The sequence below is a fragment of the Stenotrophomonas sp. TWI1149 genome (assembly GCF_039673155.1).
GTDB classification, from domain to species: Bacteria; Pseudomonadota; Gammaproteobacteria; order Xanthomonadales; family Xanthomonadaceae; genus Stenotrophomonas; species Stenotrophomonas maltophilia_AA.
Map to the genome: position 1 here is coordinate 139982 of NZ_JBDJLB010000007.1, position 17849 is coordinate 157830.

Consider the following 17849-nt stretch of genomic DNA (forward strand, 5'->3'; position numbering starts at 1 on the left):
ATTCTTCACATCCGGGCAGTTGTTGACAGCTCGAACCAGGTGCAACAATCCAGTAAAAGAGTAGCCCAATGCCGTCCAAAGCCAGCCTGACCTTTGACCACGCGATCCAGGACGCTGTCGACCTAGTCAACCACTTCGATCGTCTCAACACCTTGCCGCCACCGCCAGAGAATGAGGTCCTGAAAAGGGCTAGCCTGGTCATGGCCCTGGCGGCACTCGAAACCTACTTCGAGGATCGACTTGTGGAGGCGGTGGATGTGTTGATCGGGAGAGGGGAATCAGACTTGGCGAGGTTCATGCAGAACAGCCTGACCAACGACCTCAAGACATTTCACACGCCCAGCACTGATCGAGTCAGACCCATGTTCCAGAAGTATCTGGGACTGGACATCAGGGAGGGCTGGCACTGGAACCAAACCGAGGTGGCCGCGGCGCGATCGGAATTAAATGCCCTGGCCAAGAAGCGTGGTGACATTGCCCACCGTTCAGGCCGGCCGGCTGGCGGGTCACCTGCCAAGCATGCAGTGTCACGGGACGATCTGCGCCGGCACATCCACTTCATCCGGCAACTGGTGGCTGCAACGGACGCGGTCTTGGACCGCCAACTTTAGTGGCCCCCTAAGGCGTTCACACGCGGCGTAGCTGCACTCATCCAGATGCCTCGTGGCAACGATGCGGTGATGTATGCAACGGTGGTTCGTGGTCACGCCCCAGGCACGCAATCCAAGCAGATTTCTGGGGCTTGAAGGGGTAGATCCAACTTCCGGTGTAGCAGCCTCAACGCTGTCCGCACGCCTTCTTCGACAACAGGGTGATAGAAGGGGCTATCGATCATCTGCTGGACCGTATCGCGTCGCTGAACGCTCCACGAAAGTAGATGGCCAATGTGCTCGGCCGATGGGCCGACCATCTCTGCCCCCAAGAAGACGCCTGTGGCGCTGTCGGCGTAGACACGGATTACCCCGTGGTTCTCCAGCATGACCCGACTGCGGCCCTGGTCGGCGAATGATGCCTCCCCAACTTCGAAGGCGGCACCGCGCTCGGTCAGCTGCCGGAAGGTAGCGCCCGCCATCGCGATCTGGGGGGTGGAAAACACGATCCCCAGAGGCGCCCTGCGCGGACGTGGGCGCACGCTTGGAAAGCGGCCCGCGTTGTCGCCTGCGATGCGGCCGTCGTCGGCGGCCTCATGAAGGATATCGGCCATCCCATTGGCATCCCCGGCAACAAAGATGTGAGGGCAGGTGCTCTGGCCGGTAGCGCGGTCGACAATGGGCAGCCCGTAGCTGTCCAAAGCAATGCCGGCAGTATCCAGGCCGATTCCGAGCATGTTCGGCTTACGACCTGTCGCCGCAATCAGGTAGTCGAACGTCTCGGTACTGCGAATACCCACAGAATTCTCGGAGACCACTAATACTCGACCATCCTCGGTGAGCGAGGGTGTGACCTTTGCGCCCAGGCTTACAGGAACCTCTTCGGAGAAGATGCGCGTGGCCTCCGCCGCAACCACTGGGTCGCTCAGCGGCCCGATGAACCGACTGCGACCGTAAAGGCGAACCGTCACTCCAAGGCGATGCAGAGCCTGTGCCAACTCAAGGCCGATGACCCCGCTGCCAACAACGGCCACTGAGCTGGGCAGGTCAGTCCACTCAAAAACGTCATCGTTCACAAGAAGCCTGTCGCCCAGCGCCTCACGCCATCCCTCCGGAACGAAGGGACTGGACCCTGTCGCTACAACGATGCGATCGGCTTCCACGATGGTAGATGACCCGACCAGAAGCTCATGAGGGGAAAGGAACTTCGCCCTGCCACGAAGCCGGTGTTCCTCCGGCCATGCATCGACTGACTCCACGACGAAGCCCACGAAGCGGTCGCGCTCTTTGCGCACTCGATTCATCACTGCCCTTCCATCAACTTTGACCATGACCGGCATGACACCAAAGTTTGGTGCAAGCTTTAGCGTATGGGCAGCATCTGCGGCGCTGATAAGCAGCTTGCTCGGCATGCAGCCAACCCTGGCACAGGTGGTTCCGTAGAAGCCACCTTCAATCACCACGATGCTGTCGGTATGCGCTTTGGCCGCGCGGTACGCCGTCATGCCAGCACTGCCGGCGCCAATGATGGCAACATCAACCTTGATACGAGTCATCTGAGACCTCTTTTCGCCAGGGCAGTGCAGATGCCTGCAGCACGATCGACGGAGACTGAACCAGCCTTCCCTTGGGGAGAGCCGATTCGAGCAGTTGGTAGATTCTGGTTCTCGCCTATTCGCCCGCGCTATCGAGTCGCTTCTGAGCCCAGAGAGCGATACGCGTTGCAGACAACGATCCCAAGAGTCGCCCAACTTCGCGGCCTTGGTCGTCATACATCAGGAGCATCGGCACAGCAGCGACCCTCAACGAGTCCAACAGCTGCGGATCCGTCGCTGCATTCACCTTGAGGAATCGGGCCTTTGTGCCCATTGCCTCGGCGGCGGTAGCGAAAGCAGGCTCCATCGTCTTGCAGGGAGGACACCATGGTGCCCCTATGTAGAGCAGAAGAGGATCGGCTGTAGAGCGCGCAATGCGGTTGAATCCCATGGCGTTCACTTCTTCCACCTTCCCAACCCATGAAGGCACGGACGTGTTCATCGCTTCACCTTCTTTGCTAGGCGGGCGCCCCATAGAGGGCGCCCGCTTGGTTGTGGCTTACTCGCCCTTTACGAACGGAGCGATCTGCTCGTGCAAAGCCTGCTTAGGCATCGCGCCGACGATCTCCTTGGCGACCTTGCCATCCACGAACACTTTCAAGGTAGGGATGGACCGCACCCCAAATCGCTGAGCCAACTCCGGGTTCTGGTCGATATCGACCTTGACCACGTGGAGCTTGCCTTCAAGCTCATCGGATATCTCTTCCAAGGAAGGCGCGATGGCTCGGCAAGGCGGGCACCAAGGGGCCCAGAAGTCCACCAGCACCGGCGTCTTGCTTTCAATGACGTCGGACTCGAAGTCGAAGGTTGTCGTGCTACGGGTTGCCATGTCACACCTCATCTGTGGCCCGCATTAGCGGGATAGTTGATCAGACGACTTCTGCGGCGGCGCTAGCGCCATCGTAGGTCGGATAGTCCGTGTAACCCTTGGCTCCGATCACGCCGTAGAAGGTGGACGGATCAGGCTTTGCCAGCGGCCAGCCGTTCTTCATCCGCTCTACCAGGTCGGGGTTGGAGATGAAGTTGGTGCCGAACGCAATCAGGTCGAGCTCACCCTTGGCCAGTTCTGCTTCGGCCAGTTCCTGGGTAAAACCACCGGCACCGATCAGCGTGCCCTGGTACGCCTTTCGGAACGCGGCGCCGAAGCCAGCCGGCGTGCCCGCTGCCGAGATCGTGGTCTGGTAGTTCAGATGCACGAACGCCAAGGCCCGCTCGTTCAGAGCCGAGGCCATGCTTGCCCACGCTTCAGCCTCGCCGTCGAAGGCCTCCATATCGTAGATGCGACCAAACGGGGACACGCGAACACCTACCTTGTCGCCGCCAATTTCAGCCGCGACCGCGTCGATAGTTTCCAGCAGCAGACGCTGACGGTTCTCGATCGACCCACCATACTGGTCGGTGCGGGTATTGAGCTTGCTGCTCAGGAACTGGTCGAACAGGAACGCGTTGGCGGCCATCAGTTCGACGCCATCGAAGCCCGCATCCATCGCACGACGCGCAGACGAGGCGAAGTCCTGAATGACACGCTTGACCTCATCGGTGGTCAGGGCGCGCGGCTTGCTCGGCAGCACCGGCCCTTCCTTGCCAGGCTCGACCCATGCATAGACCATCGTGGTGGTCGCCGGCACGTCGCCCGACGACACCGGCGCGACGTTGCCCGGCTGCAGCGAGACGTGCGAGAGCCGACCGACGTGCCAGAGCTGGGCAAAGATCTTGCCGCCATTGGCATGCACCGCAGCGGTGACTTTACGCCAGCCTTCGGTCTGCTCATCGGTGTAGAGGCCGGGCGTGTATAGGTATCCACGCCCCTCGTCGGAGACGGGAAGGCCCTCGGTGATGATCAGGCCGGCCGAGGCGCGCTGCCCGTAGTAGAGCGCAGTCAGCTCGCTGGGGATGTTCTCCGGGGTGCGCGTGCGGGTCATTGGTGCCATGACGACGCGGTTTGCCAGCGGCAGGCCGGACAGATCGAAGGAGGTAAACAGCTTGTTCATAGCGGCATCTCTAATGGGTGCGCAGCCCCGCGCTGGGACTGCTGATTGTTAGGCAGGGTCCGACCAGTTGAAGGCTCAGCCTTCGACGACTTCCAGTTTGGAGACCATGCGGATCGCCTTGGAGAAGTTGGCCAGGTTCACCGAGGTCTTCGTCACCACCGCGTGCAGTTCTTCCAAGCGCTCGCGCGAGGCGTCCGTGTTCAGACGAACCACGTAGGTGACCTCGTCGTAGCCCGGGTTGACGCTTTCGTCCAAACCGAGGAAGCCGCGCAGGTCCAGTTCGCCGTCCGTCTCGATCTCCAGGCTGTGGACGGTGATGCCCATGGCCGCAGCGTTCACCACGTAGCCCACTGTCAAGCAGGCATTGAGTGCTGCCATCAGCAGCTCCTGCGGATTGGGAGCCGAGTTCTGACCGAGCAGCTCATTCGGCTCATCGGCAACAATCTCGAAATGGCGCTCGTATTTCACACCGGCCATCGAGTAATGGTTGACCGTGGCGACAGAACGGGTCTGTCCGTCCCACTTCGTCTTTACGTTGAAGCGGGCGTTACGCTTGGATGCGTCTTCAGCGACGCCTTTGGCAAATTCCTGAAGAGCGGCGACGTCGATACCATTGGGCTTGTTGGTCATTTTCGTAGTTCCTTTCTGAGTGCGCTCACGCGCGGTGGGTCATCCGGGCGCTAAAGGCCGGGGCATGACCGAATTGGGATTTGGCTGAGCAGTTCTGTTGCTTTGACGGTCAAAGAATCAGTGCGCGCAGCCATCGATACCGCAGCTTTCGCCTTCGCCGGCGACAATCATTGGAGCTGGCATCTCACGGGCCGCTTCAAGGATGGCGCGCTCAAATACGTCCACTTCTCGAGCACCGGAGACAAACACCTTGTTGTTGAACAAGAACAACGGCACGCCGTTGGCGATCTGGTTTGCATCCATTTCATCGCGTCCGATCTCAGCGGCGATGCGCTCAGAGTCGAATTCGAACAAGGTGTCTGTCACGCCGACCTCTTTGGCAAGCGTGGCCAGCACGTCCTGGTCAAAGATGTCGATGCCATCGGTGGTAGCCGCTTTGTAGATTCGCTCGCTCAGCAGCTGGGCCACGACCGGGGAGCGGATACTCTTGACCAGCGCATGCGCAACCGTCGTATCACCGAAGCGCATGGTGTCGAAGTTGTAGACCAAGCCTTCCAGGATGCCATTCGTGCTGACGGCCGCCATCATCCGATCTGCGCCCGCAGGACTTCCCAGCTTCTGATACAAAGCCGTCTTGTAGTCCATGGGCTTGACCCCTCGCGCGAGGCGATAGGCCTTGTGAGTCACCTCTACCTGGACCTGCCCTGCCAGCGCATCCACCGCTCTTTCGAAGCGCTTTTTTGCAATCCAGCACCACGGGCAGACGTAGTCCGACCAGATGTCCACCTTGACCGTTTTCATGAAGCTCTCCATTAATCCGAGTAGATGCGAACTACCATTCAGTCGGTAGGCTAAGCATCTCTAAAAAATGCCGTGCGAACCCCTCAGTGCTTGAGGGCAGCACCGCGATAAAGTCAGGCGTTTTCGACGATCAGCCTGATGACACTTGGCTGCAACGAGTCGGCGTCTTTGGTGGCCCAGTTGATGAAGCTGGAGCCCTCCAGAACACTGAGAAGCAGGAATGCTTTCTGCCTGGCGCCACTGCCTTTGGGGATTTGCTTGAGCTTGATGCCTTGCTCCAGCATCCGGGTGAGCCAAGTCAGCTGCATCTCAAAGAACCGCTGAGTCAATTGCTGCATGCTCGGTGGCAACGCGGACATCTCTGCAGCCAGCGCCCCGCATAGAGGGAGCAACTTGCCGTCGTCACCAGATTTGAAGATCTGGAAGAAGGCTTCAAGGCGGGCAACCACATCGCTGTGCTGAACCTCAACACGATCGAACTCGGTGCGGACACGTTCAATGTAGTCCTCCACGATTGCCCCGCCCAAGTCTTCCTTGGTCGGGAAATGGTGATGGATGCTTGCCTTGCGAATGCCGACCACCTCAGCGAGGTCCGCGTAACTGAAGGCGCTGTAGCCGCGGGTTCGCATCAGGTTTTCAGCGGTGTGAACCAGCGCGTCGCGTGTGCCAACGGCCATCTCGCTACCTCCACTTTGATTAGATGAACTCTACCTACCACATGGTAGATGGTCAATACCCAACGACGAGCTGCCTGCCGTCGTTGGGCTGCGGTTTACGCACCAATCTCGTCATACGCCTCAAGGGCACGCGACGAGTAGACATAGGCGGCGCCGGCATTGAGTGCGATGGCAGTGCCCAGGGCAGCGGCGATTTCTTCCTTGGTCGCACCGGCCTTCTTGGCCGCGCCGGCATGTGCAGCGATACACCCATCGCAACGAGTGGTCACAGCCACCGCGAGCGAGATCAGCTCATGGGTCTTGTCGTCCAGAACGTTGCCCTCGCGGGTGGCCAGCTCCAGCTTATGGAAGGCGCTGGCCACGGGGGCATTTGCCTTGTTGAAGCCACTGACACGCTTGATGAGCGACTTCAGCTCTTCGGTCCACTTTTTTTCCATTTCGATCACCTTTGTATGTTGGTTTAATTGCCGAGCTTGCGAGCAGCCATGACGCCGCCGTCCACGTCCCAGACCGCGCCGGTAACCCAGGAAGCCTTGTCAGACAGCAGGAAGATGACGGTCTCCGCAACGTCGCGCGGTGTGCCATTGCGACCCAGTGGGTGGAAGCTCTTGAATGCATCCAACGCCCCAGTGAGTTGCTCGCCGGGGATGAAGCGCTCAAAGATCTTGGTTTCCACCATGCCGGGGCTGACTGCGTTCACGCGGATGCCGTGCTCCGCCAGCTCTGCAGCAACGTGCCTGGTCATTGCATCCAACCCCATCTTGGCCATCGAGTAGGCAGGGGCTGTTACCGTCTCGATCGCCTGGCGTGCCGCCACAGCAGTGACGTTTACGATGGAGCCCGGCTTCTTCTGCGCGACCAGCGAGGCTGCAATCTGCTGGGTGATGAAGAACAGCGAGCGGTTCAGATCGAGGAAGTTGTTGTAGTCCTCAATCGAGTGCTCCAAGAACGCCTTTGGATAGAAGATGCCTGCCGTGTTGACGAGGAGGTCAATGTCACTGTGTTCCGCGGCCAGCTTTGCAAGCAACGTCTGCACGCTTTCCGGGTTCGACAGATCTGCGGCGAGCGCCGACGCCTTGTCCTTACCGGCTACAGCTGCAAGCTGCTGCCGTGCAGCCTCCGCCTTTTCGGGGCGATTGCCCACGACCACCACGGCACCGCCCTGCTGGGCGACCATCTGTGCAACCTCCAGCCCGATTCCGCTGGTGCCACCTACAACCAAGAGCTTGCGACCTGAGAATTCGTTCGTGTTCATTACATGGCCCCTTAGCCACCCGACTAGTAGGTAGGCTACGCCGGGTTCTTTGAGGAGTCAACAGGCGCCATGGCCTGTTTTATTTAGGTCGTTCAGCTAAAAAGGGGGGGGGCGCTTTGGGTGCTCGGGAAAGCCGGCGTCACTGGGGTCCAGAAATAACTGAAAGCTGCTGCTCAGAAGTACTTCAACCAGGTGATATCGCGCCGCGCCGCCTTGAATCTGGAGAACCAGGCCGTGGGGATGTAGAGCGGGATGATCAGCGCCAGATACCAAACGAGCACCCAACCGTAGTTCTCCACACCGAAGACACTTCCCTGTGTGGGTCCCCATATCGCCAAGGCCGAGTGATAGAGCAGCCGTAGCACGGTCAAGTGGACCAGATAGAAGAACATGGGCGCAGCGCCAAAGACCGCCAGCGTGGCTGTCAGGCGTCCTTCGCGCAGGCGCTCAGCCCCTGCCAGTAGCAAGGCCCCCACTCCTAGGGTGAGCAACAGGAACAGGAGTGAAGGCGGATACTTGGTCAGAGCCAGGTAGCTCATCGTCGTGCGCATGAGGTCGCCCTCGACAGCAAACCAAGGCGTGTCGCCGTAGCCATTCCAAGAGCGCAGCAGGAAAAAGGCGAGGAGCATCGCGCCACCAAGTGCAAGCAGGCGTCGCGTTCTGGTTGCGGTATCAACGCTCGGATGGAACCAGGGACCCATCACGTACCCTAGGACAATGACTCCGATCCACGGCAGAACCGGATACGTCGTCTTGGCAACGAAGCCGAAAGGCAGCTCGATCACATCGCGCTGGTGCATCAGCGCCCAAAAGGTGAAGAACGGCTGGCCCTGTTCCAGACGAACGACATCAAGCAGGTTGTGCCCGCAGACCACGGTTAGCCCGGCCAATAGCAGAAGCTTCCGCGGTAAGCCGATCAGCATGGCCAGGACGATCATGCAGACACCGATACACCAGATCACCTGGAGCCAGAACGTGGGGTTAGCGACGCCCCAGTAAAGCTCGGAGATGAAAAGGACTTCAAGCGCCATCAACACCAGACCGCGTTTGACCAAGTACATCCGTGTCTCGGCGAGTGTGTGCTTCGTGCTGAACAGGTAGGCCGAAATGCCGGTCAGCGCAACGAAGATTGGTGCACAGAGGCTGGCGGCCAAGCGAGCCAGATACAGCAATGGCATCGCTGTGTTGGCGTCTATGGGATCTGCAACCGATACGTGTAGGAACCAGGTCTCTCGGAGGTGATCGAGCAGCATGACGACCATGACGAAGCCGCGGAGCGTATCGATGCTCTGTAGGCGGAAAGTGCGCTGCCCAACGCCCCCAGAAGAATGGAGACCCTCTAGGCGGGAATTGGGCACAACAGGCATTTCTTCTCCAACGATTTCCACACCAGCAGGCCGATAGCCTTCGCTACGCGCACGGTGATGGCACCGTGCTCTAGAGCGCTATGTTATAACGTTGCTTTAAACGCCGCAAACGTTGGCCGTTCTTGACGTTCCCTCGTCGTGTAGATGGAGAGGCTAAGCGCCCACGTTTGCCGCCTAGTGACACCGGGGAACGAGACGCCGCGGGCTGCTTTGGTTCAGGACGTCTGCCTGCTGCCTGAGAGCTGGCCATTGGTGAGTTTCTGAGCATGATGGTGCGTCCGACCAGGCGTCCGCTCTCGGCCACTAGCGGCCCTATCTCCACTAACTATCGTGAGCGCGCGTCATAGTTGGTGGGAATCCCCACCAACTATGCTGAGCCGCACAGGACGATGACATCCTGCTGCCGCAAGGATCCCCGCCGAATTTCAAACGCACGATTGAAACACGCGTAACTTCGTCGAACTGGACACGATCCACCAGTTCCGCCAGACTCCGCCCTTTCCTGTTGTTCGGCACCCATGGCGAAACTGCTGGTCCTGCATGGCCCCAACCTCAACCTGCTCGGTACGCGCGAGCCGGGCGTGTATGGGCACACCACGCTGGCGCAGATCGACCAGGCCCTGCTGGCCCAGGCGCAGGCTACCGGCCACGCCGTGGAGGCGCTGCAGTCCAACGCCGAGCACGTGCTGGTGGACCGGGTCCAGGCGGCCCATGACGATGGTACGGCCTTCATCCTGATCAATCCGGCGGCGTTCACCCATACCTCGGTGGCCCTGCGCGATGCGCTGGCCGCGGTGGACGTGCCCTTCATCGAGATCCATCTGTCCAACCCGCATGCACGCGAGCCCTTCCGCCAGCACAGCTATTTCAGCGACAAGGCGGTCGGGGTGATCTGTGGGTTCGGTGCGGACAGCTATCGCTATGCGATGGATGCGGCGCTGACCCGGCTGGCGGCCGCCTCCGCGTGATGACACTGCCGCGTGTCCTCGCCAGCGTCGTGCTGTGGGGCTGCCTGTGTGGCGCCGCCGTCGCCGGCGACCGCGAGGATGAGGGCATCGACTGCGCGCACCCGGTCACCACGATGGAGCGCGACCTGTGCGCCTCGGACGTGGCGGCCGCCGCCGACGTCGAACTCAATGCCGTGTACGCGCAGGCGCGCCGACAGGTGCGCGCCCCGGCCGACGGCGGTGCCTGCAGCTGGTGCGGCAACGCCGAGCAGCAGCTGGTGCTGGCCCAGCGCGCCTGGGTCCAACTGCGCGACCACGACTGCGACGCGGTGTACCTGTTGAATTCCGACGGCTCGGCCCGCAATGGCGCGCAGATGCGCTGCCTGACCACCCTCACGCGTGACCGTATCCGCCAGCTGCGCGACTTCTACGAATTGCTTTGACCCGAGCGCACCGCGCTTCCCACCACACTGACACCACGAGCTAAAGAGGCCCCTATGGATCTCCGCAAAATCAAGAAACTGATCGACCTGCTGGAAGAGTCGAACCTCGCCGAAATCGAAATCAAGGAAGGCGAAGAGTCCGTGCGCCTGTCGCGCGCCCCCGTCTCCGGCTACGGCATGGTGCAGGCCCAGCCGCAGATGATGATGGCCCCGGCCCCGGCACAGCCCGCCGCCCCGGCGATGCCGATGCAGTCGCCGACCGAAGCCTCCACCGGTGGCACCGCCAAGGCCGGCAACGCGCTGCCCGATGGCCACGTGCTGCGCGCGCCGATGGTCGGCACCTTCTACTCGTCGTCCTCGCCGGACAAGCCGGCCTTCGTGTCGGTCGGCCAGGCCGTCAAGGCCGGTGAAACGCTGGCGATCATCGAAGCGATGAAGATGTTCAACCCGATCGAAGCCGATGTCTCCGGCACCATCGTCGCCATCCTGGGCGAAAACGGCCAGCCGGTCGAATTCGACCAGCCGCTGTTCGTGATCGGCTAAGGATTAGTCCATGCTCGACAAAGTCGTTATTGCCAACCGAGGGGAGATCGCGCTGCGCATCCTGCGCGCGTGCCATACCCTGGGCATCCGCACGGTGGCTGTGCATTCCACGGTCGACCGCAACCTCAAGCACGTGGCCATGGCCGACGAGTCGGTCTGCATCGGTCCGGCACCGTCCTCGGAGAGCTACCTCAACATCCCGGCCCTGATCGCCGCGGCGGAAGTCACCGACGCCCAGGCCATCCACCCGGGCTACGGCTTCCTGTCGGAGAACGCCGACTTCGCCGAGCGCGTGGAAGAATCCGGCTTCATCTTCATCGGCCCCAAGGCCGACACCATCCGCCTGATGGGCGACAAGGTGGAAGCGATCCGCGCGATGAAGGCCGCCGGCGTGCCGTGCGTGCCCGGCTCGGGCGGCCCGCTGACCGACGACATCGTGGCCAACACCAAGATCGCCCGTGAGATCGGCTACCCGGTCATCATCAAGGCCTCCGGTGGCGGTGGCGGCCGCGGCATGCGCGTGGTGCATGCCGAAGCCTCGTTGAAGGCGGCGATCGAGACCACCAAGTCCGAAGCCAAGGCCGCTTTCAGCAACGATCAGGTCTACATGGAGAAGTTCCTGGAGAATCCGCGCCACGTGGAGATCCAGGTGCTCGCCGACGGCCAGGGCAACGCCATCCACCTCGGTGAACGCGACTGCTCGATGCAGCGCCGCCATCAGAAGGTGGTGGAAGAAGCGCCGGCACCGGGCATTACCACCGAGCTGCGCGATGAGATCGGCAAGGTCTGCGTGGAAGCCTGCATCCGCATCGGCTACCGCGGCGCGGGTACCTTCGAGTTCCTGTTCGAAGACGGCCGTTTCTACTTCATCGAAATGAACACCCGCGTGCAGGTGGAACATCCGGTGACGGAGATGGTGACCGGCATCGACCTGGTCTGCGAGCAGCTGCGCATCGCCGCCGGCCAGAAGCTGACCATCAAGCAGAGCGACGTGGTGCTGACCGGCCACGCGATCGAGTGCCGCATCAACGCCGAAGACGCGGAAACCTTCGTGCCGAGCCCGGGCCAGATCACCGCCTTCCATCCGCCGGGTGGCCCCGGCGTGCGCGTGGATACCCACATCTACAGTGGTTACCGCGTGCCGCCGAACTATGACTCGATGATCGGCAAGCTGATCGTGCACGGCCCGGATCGCGAGACCGCGATCGCGCGCATGCGCGTGGCGCTGAGCGAACTGGTCGTGGACGGCATCAAGACCAACGTCGCGCTGCAGCAGCGCATCATGCGCGACAAGGGCTTCCAGGCCGGTGGGCAGAACATCCACTACCTGGAAAAGCGCCTGGCCGAACGCAAGAACAAGTCGATCGCGCTGACCTGATCGACGCGCTCGCGCGGGACGCTGGACAGCAGAAAGGCGGGGATTTCCCCGCCTTTTTGTTGCGCGAACCGGGCTGCCGGAGGGCCCAAACCCGGTAGAGCCAACCCATGGTTGGCTGACGTGCGCCATGGCGCGTGCAGGCTGCGGCCACGCAGGGCGCAGCTCTACGGCAGCGTGCTTACGGCTTGGCGGTATCCGCCGCAGTGACCTGCGAGTTCTTCACCGGCTCCACGCCCAGCGACGAGGTCGGGTCCATGATCACCATCGTTTCGGTGGAGCCATCCGGCCACACCACCTGGAAGGTGCTGCCGGTGGGCAGCGAAGCGAACGGCATGCCGCTCTGCGCGCGATACACCGCAGCGACCTGACTGGCACCGGCGCGACGCACTTCGGCATCGGCCTTCACCGAGGTCAACTGCACTTTGGACAGGCTTCGGTAACGATCGTCATAGGTGTCGATCATCACCAGGCCCACCGCTCCGGCCGAGTACGCGACAAACAACGCCACCCAGAACCAGAATTTGGCACCGTGCAGAATTCGACGGTAATTCATCGCCCATTCCTCTGCTTGACCAGCTCTTCGACCAACACGTTCATTTTCCCCGCACCTTGCCGCGATACCGCAGCGTCATACACAAAAGTGGCAAAGTCCTGCCCACCGTCCTGCGAACAGATCCCTCCGTTCGCGCAGAAATTATTCATCAGCACGCTGTCCGGCCCGCAGGCCATGCCCAGCTCGCAGGCGGCCAGCCGCCAGGCCAGTTCGCTGAACTGATCGCCGGCCACCAGGCCGCTCATCGCGTTGTCGCCGCTGGCACGCTGGCCCATGCCCGGCGCCAGCGCCATATAGGCTTCCGGATCACGCGAATCCATCACCCGCTCGACCAGCCCGCGGCGATAGCCCGGCCCGGTTTCCAGCGGCTGGCCCTCGGCGAACAGCGAGGCCTCGGCGGCGAGGTTGCCGGCCTTGGCCGACTGCAGCCGCTGCGCCAGGATCAAGGGCCGACCCAGGTTGTCGCTGCTGACGAAGCCCGCACAGCGCCGCGAGACGCGCTCGCGTGCAGCGACCATCGGCGCCGACGCGCTCATGCCCATACCGGTCAACAGCGCGTTGTCGAGCTGATAGCCGCCCGGGTCCATCGCATACATCGCGCAGTAGTCGTAGACGCGGCTGACCATCCACCCGGCCTCGGCGTTGCCGTTGGCCGCCTGCAGCTGCAGGCGCTGCGCATAGGCGAACAGGTCGGTGTCGCCTTCGATATCGGCCCGCAGGTCCAGCGGCAGGCCGGAGGCCACCGCCGTGCCGCGCTCGCTGCCGAGCAGGCGCCGGGCCAGTTGCCGCGCTTCGGCCGGGACCGCGGTGGGCGCGCTGCCGGCCTGCGGCTCATCCAGATGCGACGCAGCCTGATCGGCGTGCAGCACCCGATCGCCCGCGCGATAGCCCACCACCCCCAGCAACGCCAGGGCCGGTACGACCAGCAACCAGGTTTTCAGGGTCGGCACGAGCGCCATGGGCAGGAGTCACACGCTGTCCGTGATGGACAGCAGGAGTTCAAGTTTAGCAAGCGGCTGCAGCGGTGTCTGAACCAGCCGTCGGGCCGATCTTACCGGCCGGCGAGACGAGCGTCCGGCGGCACGGCCGGGATCATCGCTCCGCACTGGTCTAACATGCACGGTTTTCCGCCGGTCCCTGCCCCCATGCCCTTCCTGGAACTCACCCTGCACTGCACCGAAGCCACCCAGCCGCGCTATGAGAATGCGCTGGACGACGTGGGCGCGCTGGCGGTGACCCTGCTCGATGCCGACGCCGATACCAGCAACGAGCGCGCGATCCTGGAACCGGGCGTGGGCGAGACCCCGCTGTGGAACGACCTGGTACTGACCGCGCTGTTCCCCGGCGATACCAATGCGCTGGCCCTGCTGGCCGCGCTGGACGCCTTCGATCCCGGCCTGGACTGGGCCAACGCCAGCTTCCGCGCCGTGGCCGACGAAGACTGGGAACGCGCCTGGATCGACCAGTTCCAGCCGATGGCCTTCGGGGATCGCACCTGGATCGTGCCGTGGAACCATGAGCTGCCGGAGGCCGCACAGGCCGACGATGCTGCCGTGGTCCGCCTGGATCCGGGCCTGGCGTTCGGCTCGGGCACCCACCCGACCACCGCGCTGTGCCTGCGCTGGCTGGACGGCCTGGCCGCCGAGGGCGCGCTGGCCGGCACCACCGTGCTCGATTTCGGCTGCGGCTCGGGCATCCTCGCCCTGGCCGCGCTGAAGCTGGGCGCGGCCCGCGCGGTCGGCGTGGACAACGACCCGCAGGCGGTGCTCGCCACCGGCGACAACGCCGAGCGCAACGGCCTGCAGGACCGCGTGCAGGTCTATCTGCCGCAAGACGAACCGCAGGCGACGTATCCGGTGGTGGTGGCGAACATCCTCGCCTCGGCACTGGATGCGCTGGCCGATGTGCTGGCGGCGCGCGTCGCCCCGGGCGGCCGCATCGCGCTGTCGGGCATCCTGCACGGGCAGGAAGGGGAACTGCTGGAGCGCTACGCCCCGGCCTTCGAACAGCTGGCCGTGGCGCAGGATGGCGACTGGATGCGCATCATCGGCGTCCGCCGTGCTTGAATAGCCTGTCTCCTGCCCGGTCCCGTGCCCATGTCCGAGCCTCCGATGCCGCCGCGACGCCCGATCGCCACGTTCCTGCGTCCGTCCGTGGAGGCGCCGGCCGATCCCGCTGAGCCGGTGTCCCTCTCCCGCGAGCAGACGCCTGCGGCGTCGGCAACGTCCATGGACGATCGCATCGCACCGCTGGCGGTGGAACAGGTGATCGATGCCCAGCCGGTGCATGCGCCGCAGCCGTCCGTGTCGCAATCCGGATCTGGATTCGCCGACGAACGCGCAGCCGATGTCGAACCTGCGTACGTCGGCGAAGCTGCACCGGCTCCCGCACCGGCCACCGCTGCCCTGCCCCCGGCCGAAGCGGTCACCACACCCAGTTTCCTGCGCCTGCCCGGTGCACGCCTGCGCACGCCGCGCTGGCAGTGGGGCATGGTGGCCGGGCTCGCCGCCGTGCTGCTGGTGCAGATCGCGGTAGCCGACCGCGCACGGCTGGCCGCCGATGCCGGTACCCGCCCGTGGATCGCCGGACTGTGCGGCGTGCTGCGCTGTTCATTGCCGGCCTGGCGCGAGCCGGCGGCCTTCAGCATGCTCAGCCGTGATGTACGCCCGGTGCCGGGCCAGGCAGGTGCGCTGCAGGTGCAGGCGAGCATCCGCAACGACGCGCGGTGGGCCCAGGCCTGGCCGTCGCTGCGGCTGTCGCTGTCCGATGCCGATGGCCGCGTGATCGGCACCAATGTGTTCGCGCCGGCCGACTATCTGGACCGCGCGATGGACCCGTCCGCCACGTTGGAACCGGGACAAAGCGCACAGATCAGCTTCCGCGTGCGGGAGCCTGCAGCGTCTACCGTCGCATTCACCTTTGAGTTCCTCTGAGGCATCGCCGGGGCCGCCGGAGCGTGGCAGGCGGCCGGCGCACGCGCTAGACTGACCCCATCACCCTTCCGCCGTGGGCTGTTGTCCGCCCCGGCTCTTGCACCGGGAAACTCCTTGAACGCTGTCCTTTCTCGTCCTGACAACAGTCGTGGCGCGCCCAAGCCACCCCTGCGCGAACACGTGGCCCAATCGGTCAGGCGGTACCTGCGGGACCTGGATGGCTGCGATGCGGACGATGTCTACGAGATCGTGCTGCGCGAGATGGAGATTCCGCTGTTCGTGGAAGTGCTCAATCACTGCGAAGGCAACCAGAGCCGCGCCGCCGCGATGCTGGGCATCCACCGCGCCACCCTGCGCAAGAAGCTGAAGGAATACGGCATCACCACCTGATGCCAGCGGGCACACATCGTGCCCAGCGGGAGAAGGCCGGATCGAGCAGCCCTCGGTGCCGGCCTTTGTCGTTTTTACGGTCCGCCCGGCCGGCGCAGTGTCCGCCGAAGCGGCCATGCCAGCGTCACAGGGCCTACAATATGGCCCCGCTCCGCTTCGATCTCCTGCCCCCATGAGTTCCGATCTGCTGCCCGTGCGCCGGGCCCTGCTGTCCGTTTCCGACAAAACCGGTCTGATCGACCTGGCCCGCGCCCTTGCCGCGCGCAACGTGGAGCTGCTCTCCACCGGCGGTACCGCCAAGGCGATCCGCGAGGCCGGCCTGGCAGTGAAGGACGTTGCCGATGTCACCGGTTTCCCGGAAATGATGGACGGCCGGGTCAAGACCCTGCACCCGATGGTGCACGGCGGCCTGCTCGGCCGCGCCGGGCTGGATGACGCGGTGATGGCCGAACACGGCATCGGCGCGATCGATCTGCTGGTACTGAACCTGTATCCGTTCGAGTCGGTCACCGCCAAGGCGGACTGCACGCTCGAAGACGCCGTGGAAAACATCGACATCGGTGGCCCGGCGATGCTGCGCTCGGCCGCGAAGAACTTCGCCCGCGTGGCGGTGGCGACCGACCCGTCGCAGTACGCCGAGCTGCTGGCCGAGCTGGACGCTCACGACGGCAAGCTGTCGGCCGCCAAGCGTTTCGCCTTCTCGGTGGCCGCGTTCAACCGCGTGGCCCAGTACGACGCGGCGATCAGCAATTACCTCTCCGCCGTGACCACCACCGACACCGCCGTGCCGCTGCGCAGCGAGTTCCCGGCGCAGATGAATGCCAGCTTCGTGAAGGTGATGGACCTGCGCTACGGCGAGAACCCGCACCAGAGCGGCGCGTTCTACCGCGACCTGTACCCGGTGCCGGGCACGCTGGCCACGTTCCAGCAGCTGCAGGGCAAGGAACTGAGCTACAACAACCTGGCCGATGCCGATGCCGCGTGGGAATGCGTGCGTCAGTTCGACGTGCCGGCCTGCGTCATCGTCAAGCACGCCAACCCGTGCGGCGTGGCCGTGGGCGCCGGCAACGGCGATGCCTATGAGCTGGCCTATGCGACCGACCCGACCAGCGCCTTCGGCGGCATCATCGCCTTCAACCGACCGCTGGACGCCGCCACCGCGCAGGCGATCCTGGACCGGCAGTTCGTCGAAGTGCTGATCGCCCCGGACTTCGAACCGGCCGCGCTGGAATACGCGCAGAAGAAGGCCAACGTGCGCGTGCTGCGCATTCCGCACGGCGACGGCCGCAACAACTACGACACCAAGCGGATTGGTTCCGGCCTGCTGATGCAGAGCGCCGACAACCGCGGCATGAACCGCGATGAGCTTACCGTGGTGAGCAAGCTGGCACCGACCGACAAGCAGTTCGCCGACCTGCTGTTCGCCTGGAAGGTCGCCAAGTTCGTCAAATCCAACGCCATCGTCTACGCCAAGGACAACCGCACCATCGGTGTCGGCGCCGGCCAGATGAGCCGCGTGTACTCCGCGCGCATCGCCGGCATCAAGGCGGCCGATGCGAACCTGGTGGTGGAAGGCTCGGTGATGGCCTCCGATGCGTTCTTCCCGTTCCGCGATGGCATCGATGCCGCTGCTGCCGCCGGCATCAAGGCGGTCATCCAGCCGGGTGGCTCGATGCGCGACAGCGAAGTGATCGCGGCCGCCGACGAGCATGGCCTGGCGATGGTGTTCACCGGCGTGCGTCACTTCCGTCACTGA

21 protein-coding genes are annotated in these 17849 nt (G+C 63.5%); 9 read left to right on the forward strand and 12 right to left on the reverse strand.

What is annotated here, in order from left to right:
• Window positions 1-68: 68 nt before the first annotated feature.
• Window positions 69-611, forward strand: a complete 543-nt coding sequence (locus tag ABE424_RS10030; RefSeq protein WP_346490674.1) for a HEPN domain-containing protein — start codon at window positions 69-71, stop codon at window positions 609-611.
• A gap of 92 nt (window positions 612-703) precedes the next feature.
• Here the strand turns inward: ABE424_RS10030 and ABE424_RS10035 are convergent, their stop codons facing one another.
• From ABE424_RS10035 to ABE424_RS10080, 10 genes are all read right to left on the reverse strand, one after another.
• Window positions 704-2146 carry a dihydrolipoyl dehydrogenase gene (locus ABE424_RS10035; protein ID WP_346490673.1) on the reverse strand — a complete coding sequence of 481 codons (1443 nt, stop codon included), beginning with the start codon at window positions 2144-2146 and terminating at the stop codon, window positions 704-706.
• A gap of 115 nt (window positions 2147-2261) precedes the next feature.
• Window positions 2262-2660 (reverse strand): thioredoxin family protein, encoded by a 399-nt coding sequence (locus ABE424_RS10040; RefSeq protein ID WP_346501891.1) that lies wholly within the window; start codon window positions 2658-2660, stop codon window positions 2262-2264.
• A gap of 24 nt (window positions 2661-2684) precedes the next feature.
• Complete coding sequence (trxA, locus tag ABE424_RS10045) at window positions 2685-3014, reverse strand: thioredoxin (RefSeq protein WP_019338236.1); 330 nt, start codon at window positions 3012-3014, stop codon at window positions 2685-2687.
• Between the two features lie 40 nt (window positions 3015-3054).
• Window positions 3055-4176 carry an alkene reductase gene (locus ABE424_RS10050; protein WP_346490671.1) on the reverse strand — a complete coding sequence of 374 codons (1122 nt, stop codon included), beginning with the start codon at window positions 4174-4176 and terminating at the stop codon, window positions 3055-3057.
• Window positions 4177-4251: 75 nt separating this feature from the next.
• The gene (locus tag ABE424_RS10055; RefSeq protein ID WP_346490670.1) at window positions 4252-4806 is read right to left on the reverse strand and encodes an OsmC family protein; all 555 of its coding nucleotides are present in this window, start codon (window positions 4804-4806) and stop codon (window positions 4252-4254) included.
• 117 nt (window positions 4807-4923) lie between these two features.
• Window positions 4924-5607, reverse strand: a complete 684-nt coding sequence (locus tag ABE424_RS10060; protein WP_346490669.1) for a DsbA family oxidoreductase — start codon at window positions 5605-5607, stop codon at window positions 4924-4926.
• 113 nt (window positions 5608-5720) lie between these two features.
• Window positions 5721-6284: a TetR/AcrR family transcriptional regulator gene (locus ABE424_RS10065; RefSeq protein WP_057496159.1), complete on the reverse strand. Its 564-nt coding sequence runs from the start codon at window positions 6282-6284 to the stop codon at window positions 5721-5723.
• Between the two features lie 95 nt (window positions 6285-6379).
• On the reverse strand, window positions 6380-6721 hold the full coding sequence (locus tag ABE424_RS10070; RefSeq protein WP_346490757.1) for a carboxymuconolactone decarboxylase family protein: 342 nt from the start codon (window positions 6719-6721) through the stop codon (window positions 6380-6382).
• A 23-nt stretch (window positions 6722-6744) separates the two neighbouring features.
• Window positions 6745-7539: an SDR family oxidoreductase gene (locus ABE424_RS10075; RefSeq protein ID WP_346490668.1), complete on the reverse strand. Its 795-nt coding sequence runs from the start codon at window positions 7537-7539 to the stop codon at window positions 6745-6747.
• A 173-nt stretch (window positions 7540-7712) separates the two neighbouring features.
• Entirely contained in the window at window positions 7713-8906 is a 1194-nt protein-coding gene (locus ABE424_RS10080; RefSeq protein WP_346490667.1) for a heparan-alpha-glucosaminide N-acetyltransferase domain-containing protein, read from the reverse strand.
• Window positions 8907-9424: 518 nt separating this feature from the next.
• On the opposite strand from ABE424_RS10080, the gene aroQ reads away from it, so the two are divergent.
• Genes aroQ through accC form a run of 4 tightly spaced genes read left to right on the forward strand, consistent with a single transcriptional unit; the run spans window position 9425 to window position 12217 of the window.
• Window positions 9425-9874 (forward strand): type II 3-dehydroquinate dehydratase, encoded by a 450-nt coding sequence (gene aroQ / locus ABE424_RS10085; RefSeq protein WP_346490666.1) that lies wholly within the window; start codon window positions 9425-9427, stop codon window positions 9872-9874.
• Complete coding sequence (locus ABE424_RS10090; RefSeq protein WP_346490665.1) at window positions 9874-10296, forward strand: lysozyme inhibitor LprI family protein; 423 nt, start codon at window positions 9874-9876, stop codon at window positions 10294-10296. Before aroQ ends, ABE424_RS10090 begins: the two co-directional genes overlap by 1 nt.
• Window positions 10297-10350: 54 nt before the next feature.
• The gene (gene accB / locus ABE424_RS10095; protein WP_176988013.1) at window positions 10351-10839 is read left to right on the forward strand and encodes an acetyl-CoA carboxylase biotin carboxyl carrier protein; all 489 of its coding nucleotides are present in this window, start codon (window positions 10351-10353) and stop codon (window positions 10837-10839) included.
• Between the two features lie 10 nt (window positions 10840-10849).
• Window positions 10850-12217, forward strand: coding sequence for an acetyl-CoA carboxylase biotin carboxylase subunit (accC, locus tag ABE424_RS10100; RefSeq protein WP_176988012.1), 1368 nt, complete (start codon window positions 10850-10852; stop codon window positions 12215-12217).
• Window positions 12218-12395: 178 nt separating this feature from the next.
• On the opposite strand, the gene ABE424_RS10105 is transcribed toward accC, so the two are convergent.
• The gene (locus ABE424_RS10105; RefSeq protein ID WP_346490664.1) at window positions 12396-12770 is read right to left on the reverse strand and encodes a hypothetical protein; all 375 of its coding nucleotides are present in this window, start codon (window positions 12768-12770) and stop codon (window positions 12396-12398) included.
• Entirely contained in the window at window positions 12767-13729 is a 963-nt protein-coding gene (locus ABE424_RS10110; protein WP_346490663.1) for a hypothetical protein, read from the reverse strand. The genes ABE424_RS10105 and ABE424_RS10110 overlap by 4 nt, the downstream gene beginning before the upstream one ends.
• Window positions 13730-13915: 186 nt before the next feature.
• Here ABE424_RS10110 and prmA point away from each other — a divergent pair, with 186 nt between their 5' ends.
• From prmA to purH, 4 genes are all read left to right on the forward strand, one after another.
• Window positions 13916-14836, forward strand: a complete 921-nt coding sequence (gene prmA / locus ABE424_RS10115; protein ID WP_346490662.1) for a 50S ribosomal protein L11 methyltransferase — start codon at window positions 13916-13918, stop codon at window positions 14834-14836.
• Window positions 14837-14866: 30 nt separating this feature from the next.
• Window positions 14867-15703 (forward strand): DUF3426 domain-containing protein, encoded by an 837-nt coding sequence (locus ABE424_RS10120; RefSeq protein WP_346490661.1) that lies wholly within the window; start codon window positions 14867-14869, stop codon window positions 15701-15703.
• 114 nt (window positions 15704-15817) lie between these two features.
• The gene (gene fis / locus ABE424_RS10125; protein WP_123730002.1) at window positions 15818-16093 is read left to right on the forward strand and encodes a DNA-binding transcriptional regulator Fis; all 276 of its coding nucleotides are present in this window, start codon (window positions 15818-15820) and stop codon (window positions 16091-16093) included.
• Between the two features lie 172 nt (window positions 16094-16265).
• Window positions 16266-17849, forward strand: coding sequence for a bifunctional phosphoribosylaminoimidazolecarboxamide formyltransferase/IMP cyclohydrolase (purH, locus tag ABE424_RS10130; protein ID WP_346490660.1), 1584 nt, complete (start codon window positions 16266-16268; stop codon window positions 17847-17849).

Coding starts and splice junctions, on each gene's coding strand:
- ABE424_RS10070 (WP_346490757.1), bottom strand. CDS start 6,721: ATGGAAAAAAAGTGGACCGAAGAGCTGAAGTCGCTCATCAAGCGTGTC.
- ABE424_RS10080 (WP_346490667.1), bottom strand. CDS start 8,906: ATGCCTGTTGTGCCCAATTCCCGCCTAGAGGGTCTCCATTCTTCTGGG.
- ABE424_RS10090 (WP_346490665.1), top strand. CDS start 9,874: ATGACACTGCCGCGTGTCCTCGCCAGCGTCGTGCTGTGGGGCTGCCTG.
- ABE424_RS10055 (WP_346490670.1), bottom strand. CDS start 4,806: ATGACCAACAAGCCCAATGGTATCGACGTCGCCGCTCTTCAGGAATTT.
- trxA (WP_019338236.1), bottom strand. CDS start 3,014: ATGGCAACCCGTAGCACGACAACCTTCGACTTCGAGTCCGACGTCATT.
- ABE424_RS10120 (WP_346490661.1), top strand. CDS start 14,867: ATGTCCGAGCCTCCGATGCCGCCGCGACGCCCGATCGCCACGTTCCTG.
- ABE424_RS10060 (WP_346490669.1), bottom strand. CDS start 5,607: ATGAAAACGGTCAAGGTGGACATCTGGTCGGACTACGTCTGCCCGTGG.
- accB (WP_176988013.1), top strand. CDS start 10,351: ATGGATCTCCGCAAAATCAAGAAACTGATCGACCTGCTGGAAGAGTCG.
- prmA (WP_346490662.1), top strand. CDS start 13,916: ATGCCCTTCCTGGAACTCACCCTGCACTGCACCGAAGCCACCCAGCCG.
- ABE424_RS10110 (WP_346490663.1), bottom strand. CDS start 13,729: ATGGCGCTCGTGCCGACCCTGAAAACCTGGTTGCTGGTCGTACCGGCC.
- ABE424_RS10035 (WP_346490673.1), bottom strand. CDS start 2,146: ATGACTCGTATCAAGGTTGATGTTGCCATCATTGGCGCCGGCAGTGCT.
- purH (WP_346490660.1), top strand. CDS start 16,266: ATGAGTTCCGATCTGCTGCCCGTGCGCCGGGCCCTGCTGTCCGTTTCC.
- ABE424_RS10050 (WP_346490671.1), bottom strand. CDS start 4,176: ATGAACAAGCTGTTTACCTCCTTCGATCTGTCCGGCCTGCCGCTGGCA.
- accC (WP_176988012.1), top strand. CDS start 10,850: ATGCTCGACAAAGTCGTTATTGCCAACCGAGGGGAGATCGCGCTGCGC.
- ABE424_RS10105 (WP_346490664.1), bottom strand. CDS start 12,770: ATGAATTACCGTCGAATTCTGCACGGTGCCAAATTCTGGTTCTGGGTG.
- ABE424_RS10030 (WP_346490674.1), top strand. CDS start 69: ATGCCGTCCAAAGCCAGCCTGACCTTTGACCACGCGATCCAGGACGCT.
- ABE424_RS10065 (WP_057496159.1), bottom strand. CDS start 6,284: ATGGCCGTTGGCACACGCGACGCGCTGGTTCACACCGCTGAAAACCTG.
- aroQ (WP_346490666.1), top strand. CDS start 9,425: ATGGCGAAACTGCTGGTCCTGCATGGCCCCAACCTCAACCTGCTCGGT.
- ABE424_RS10040 (WP_346501891.1), bottom strand. CDS start 2,660: ATGGGGCGCCCGCCTAGCAAAGAAGGTGAAGCGATGAACACGTCCGTG.
- ABE424_RS10075 (WP_346490668.1), bottom strand. CDS start 7,539: ATGAACACGAACGAATTCTCAGGTCGCAAGCTCTTGGTTGTAGGTGGC.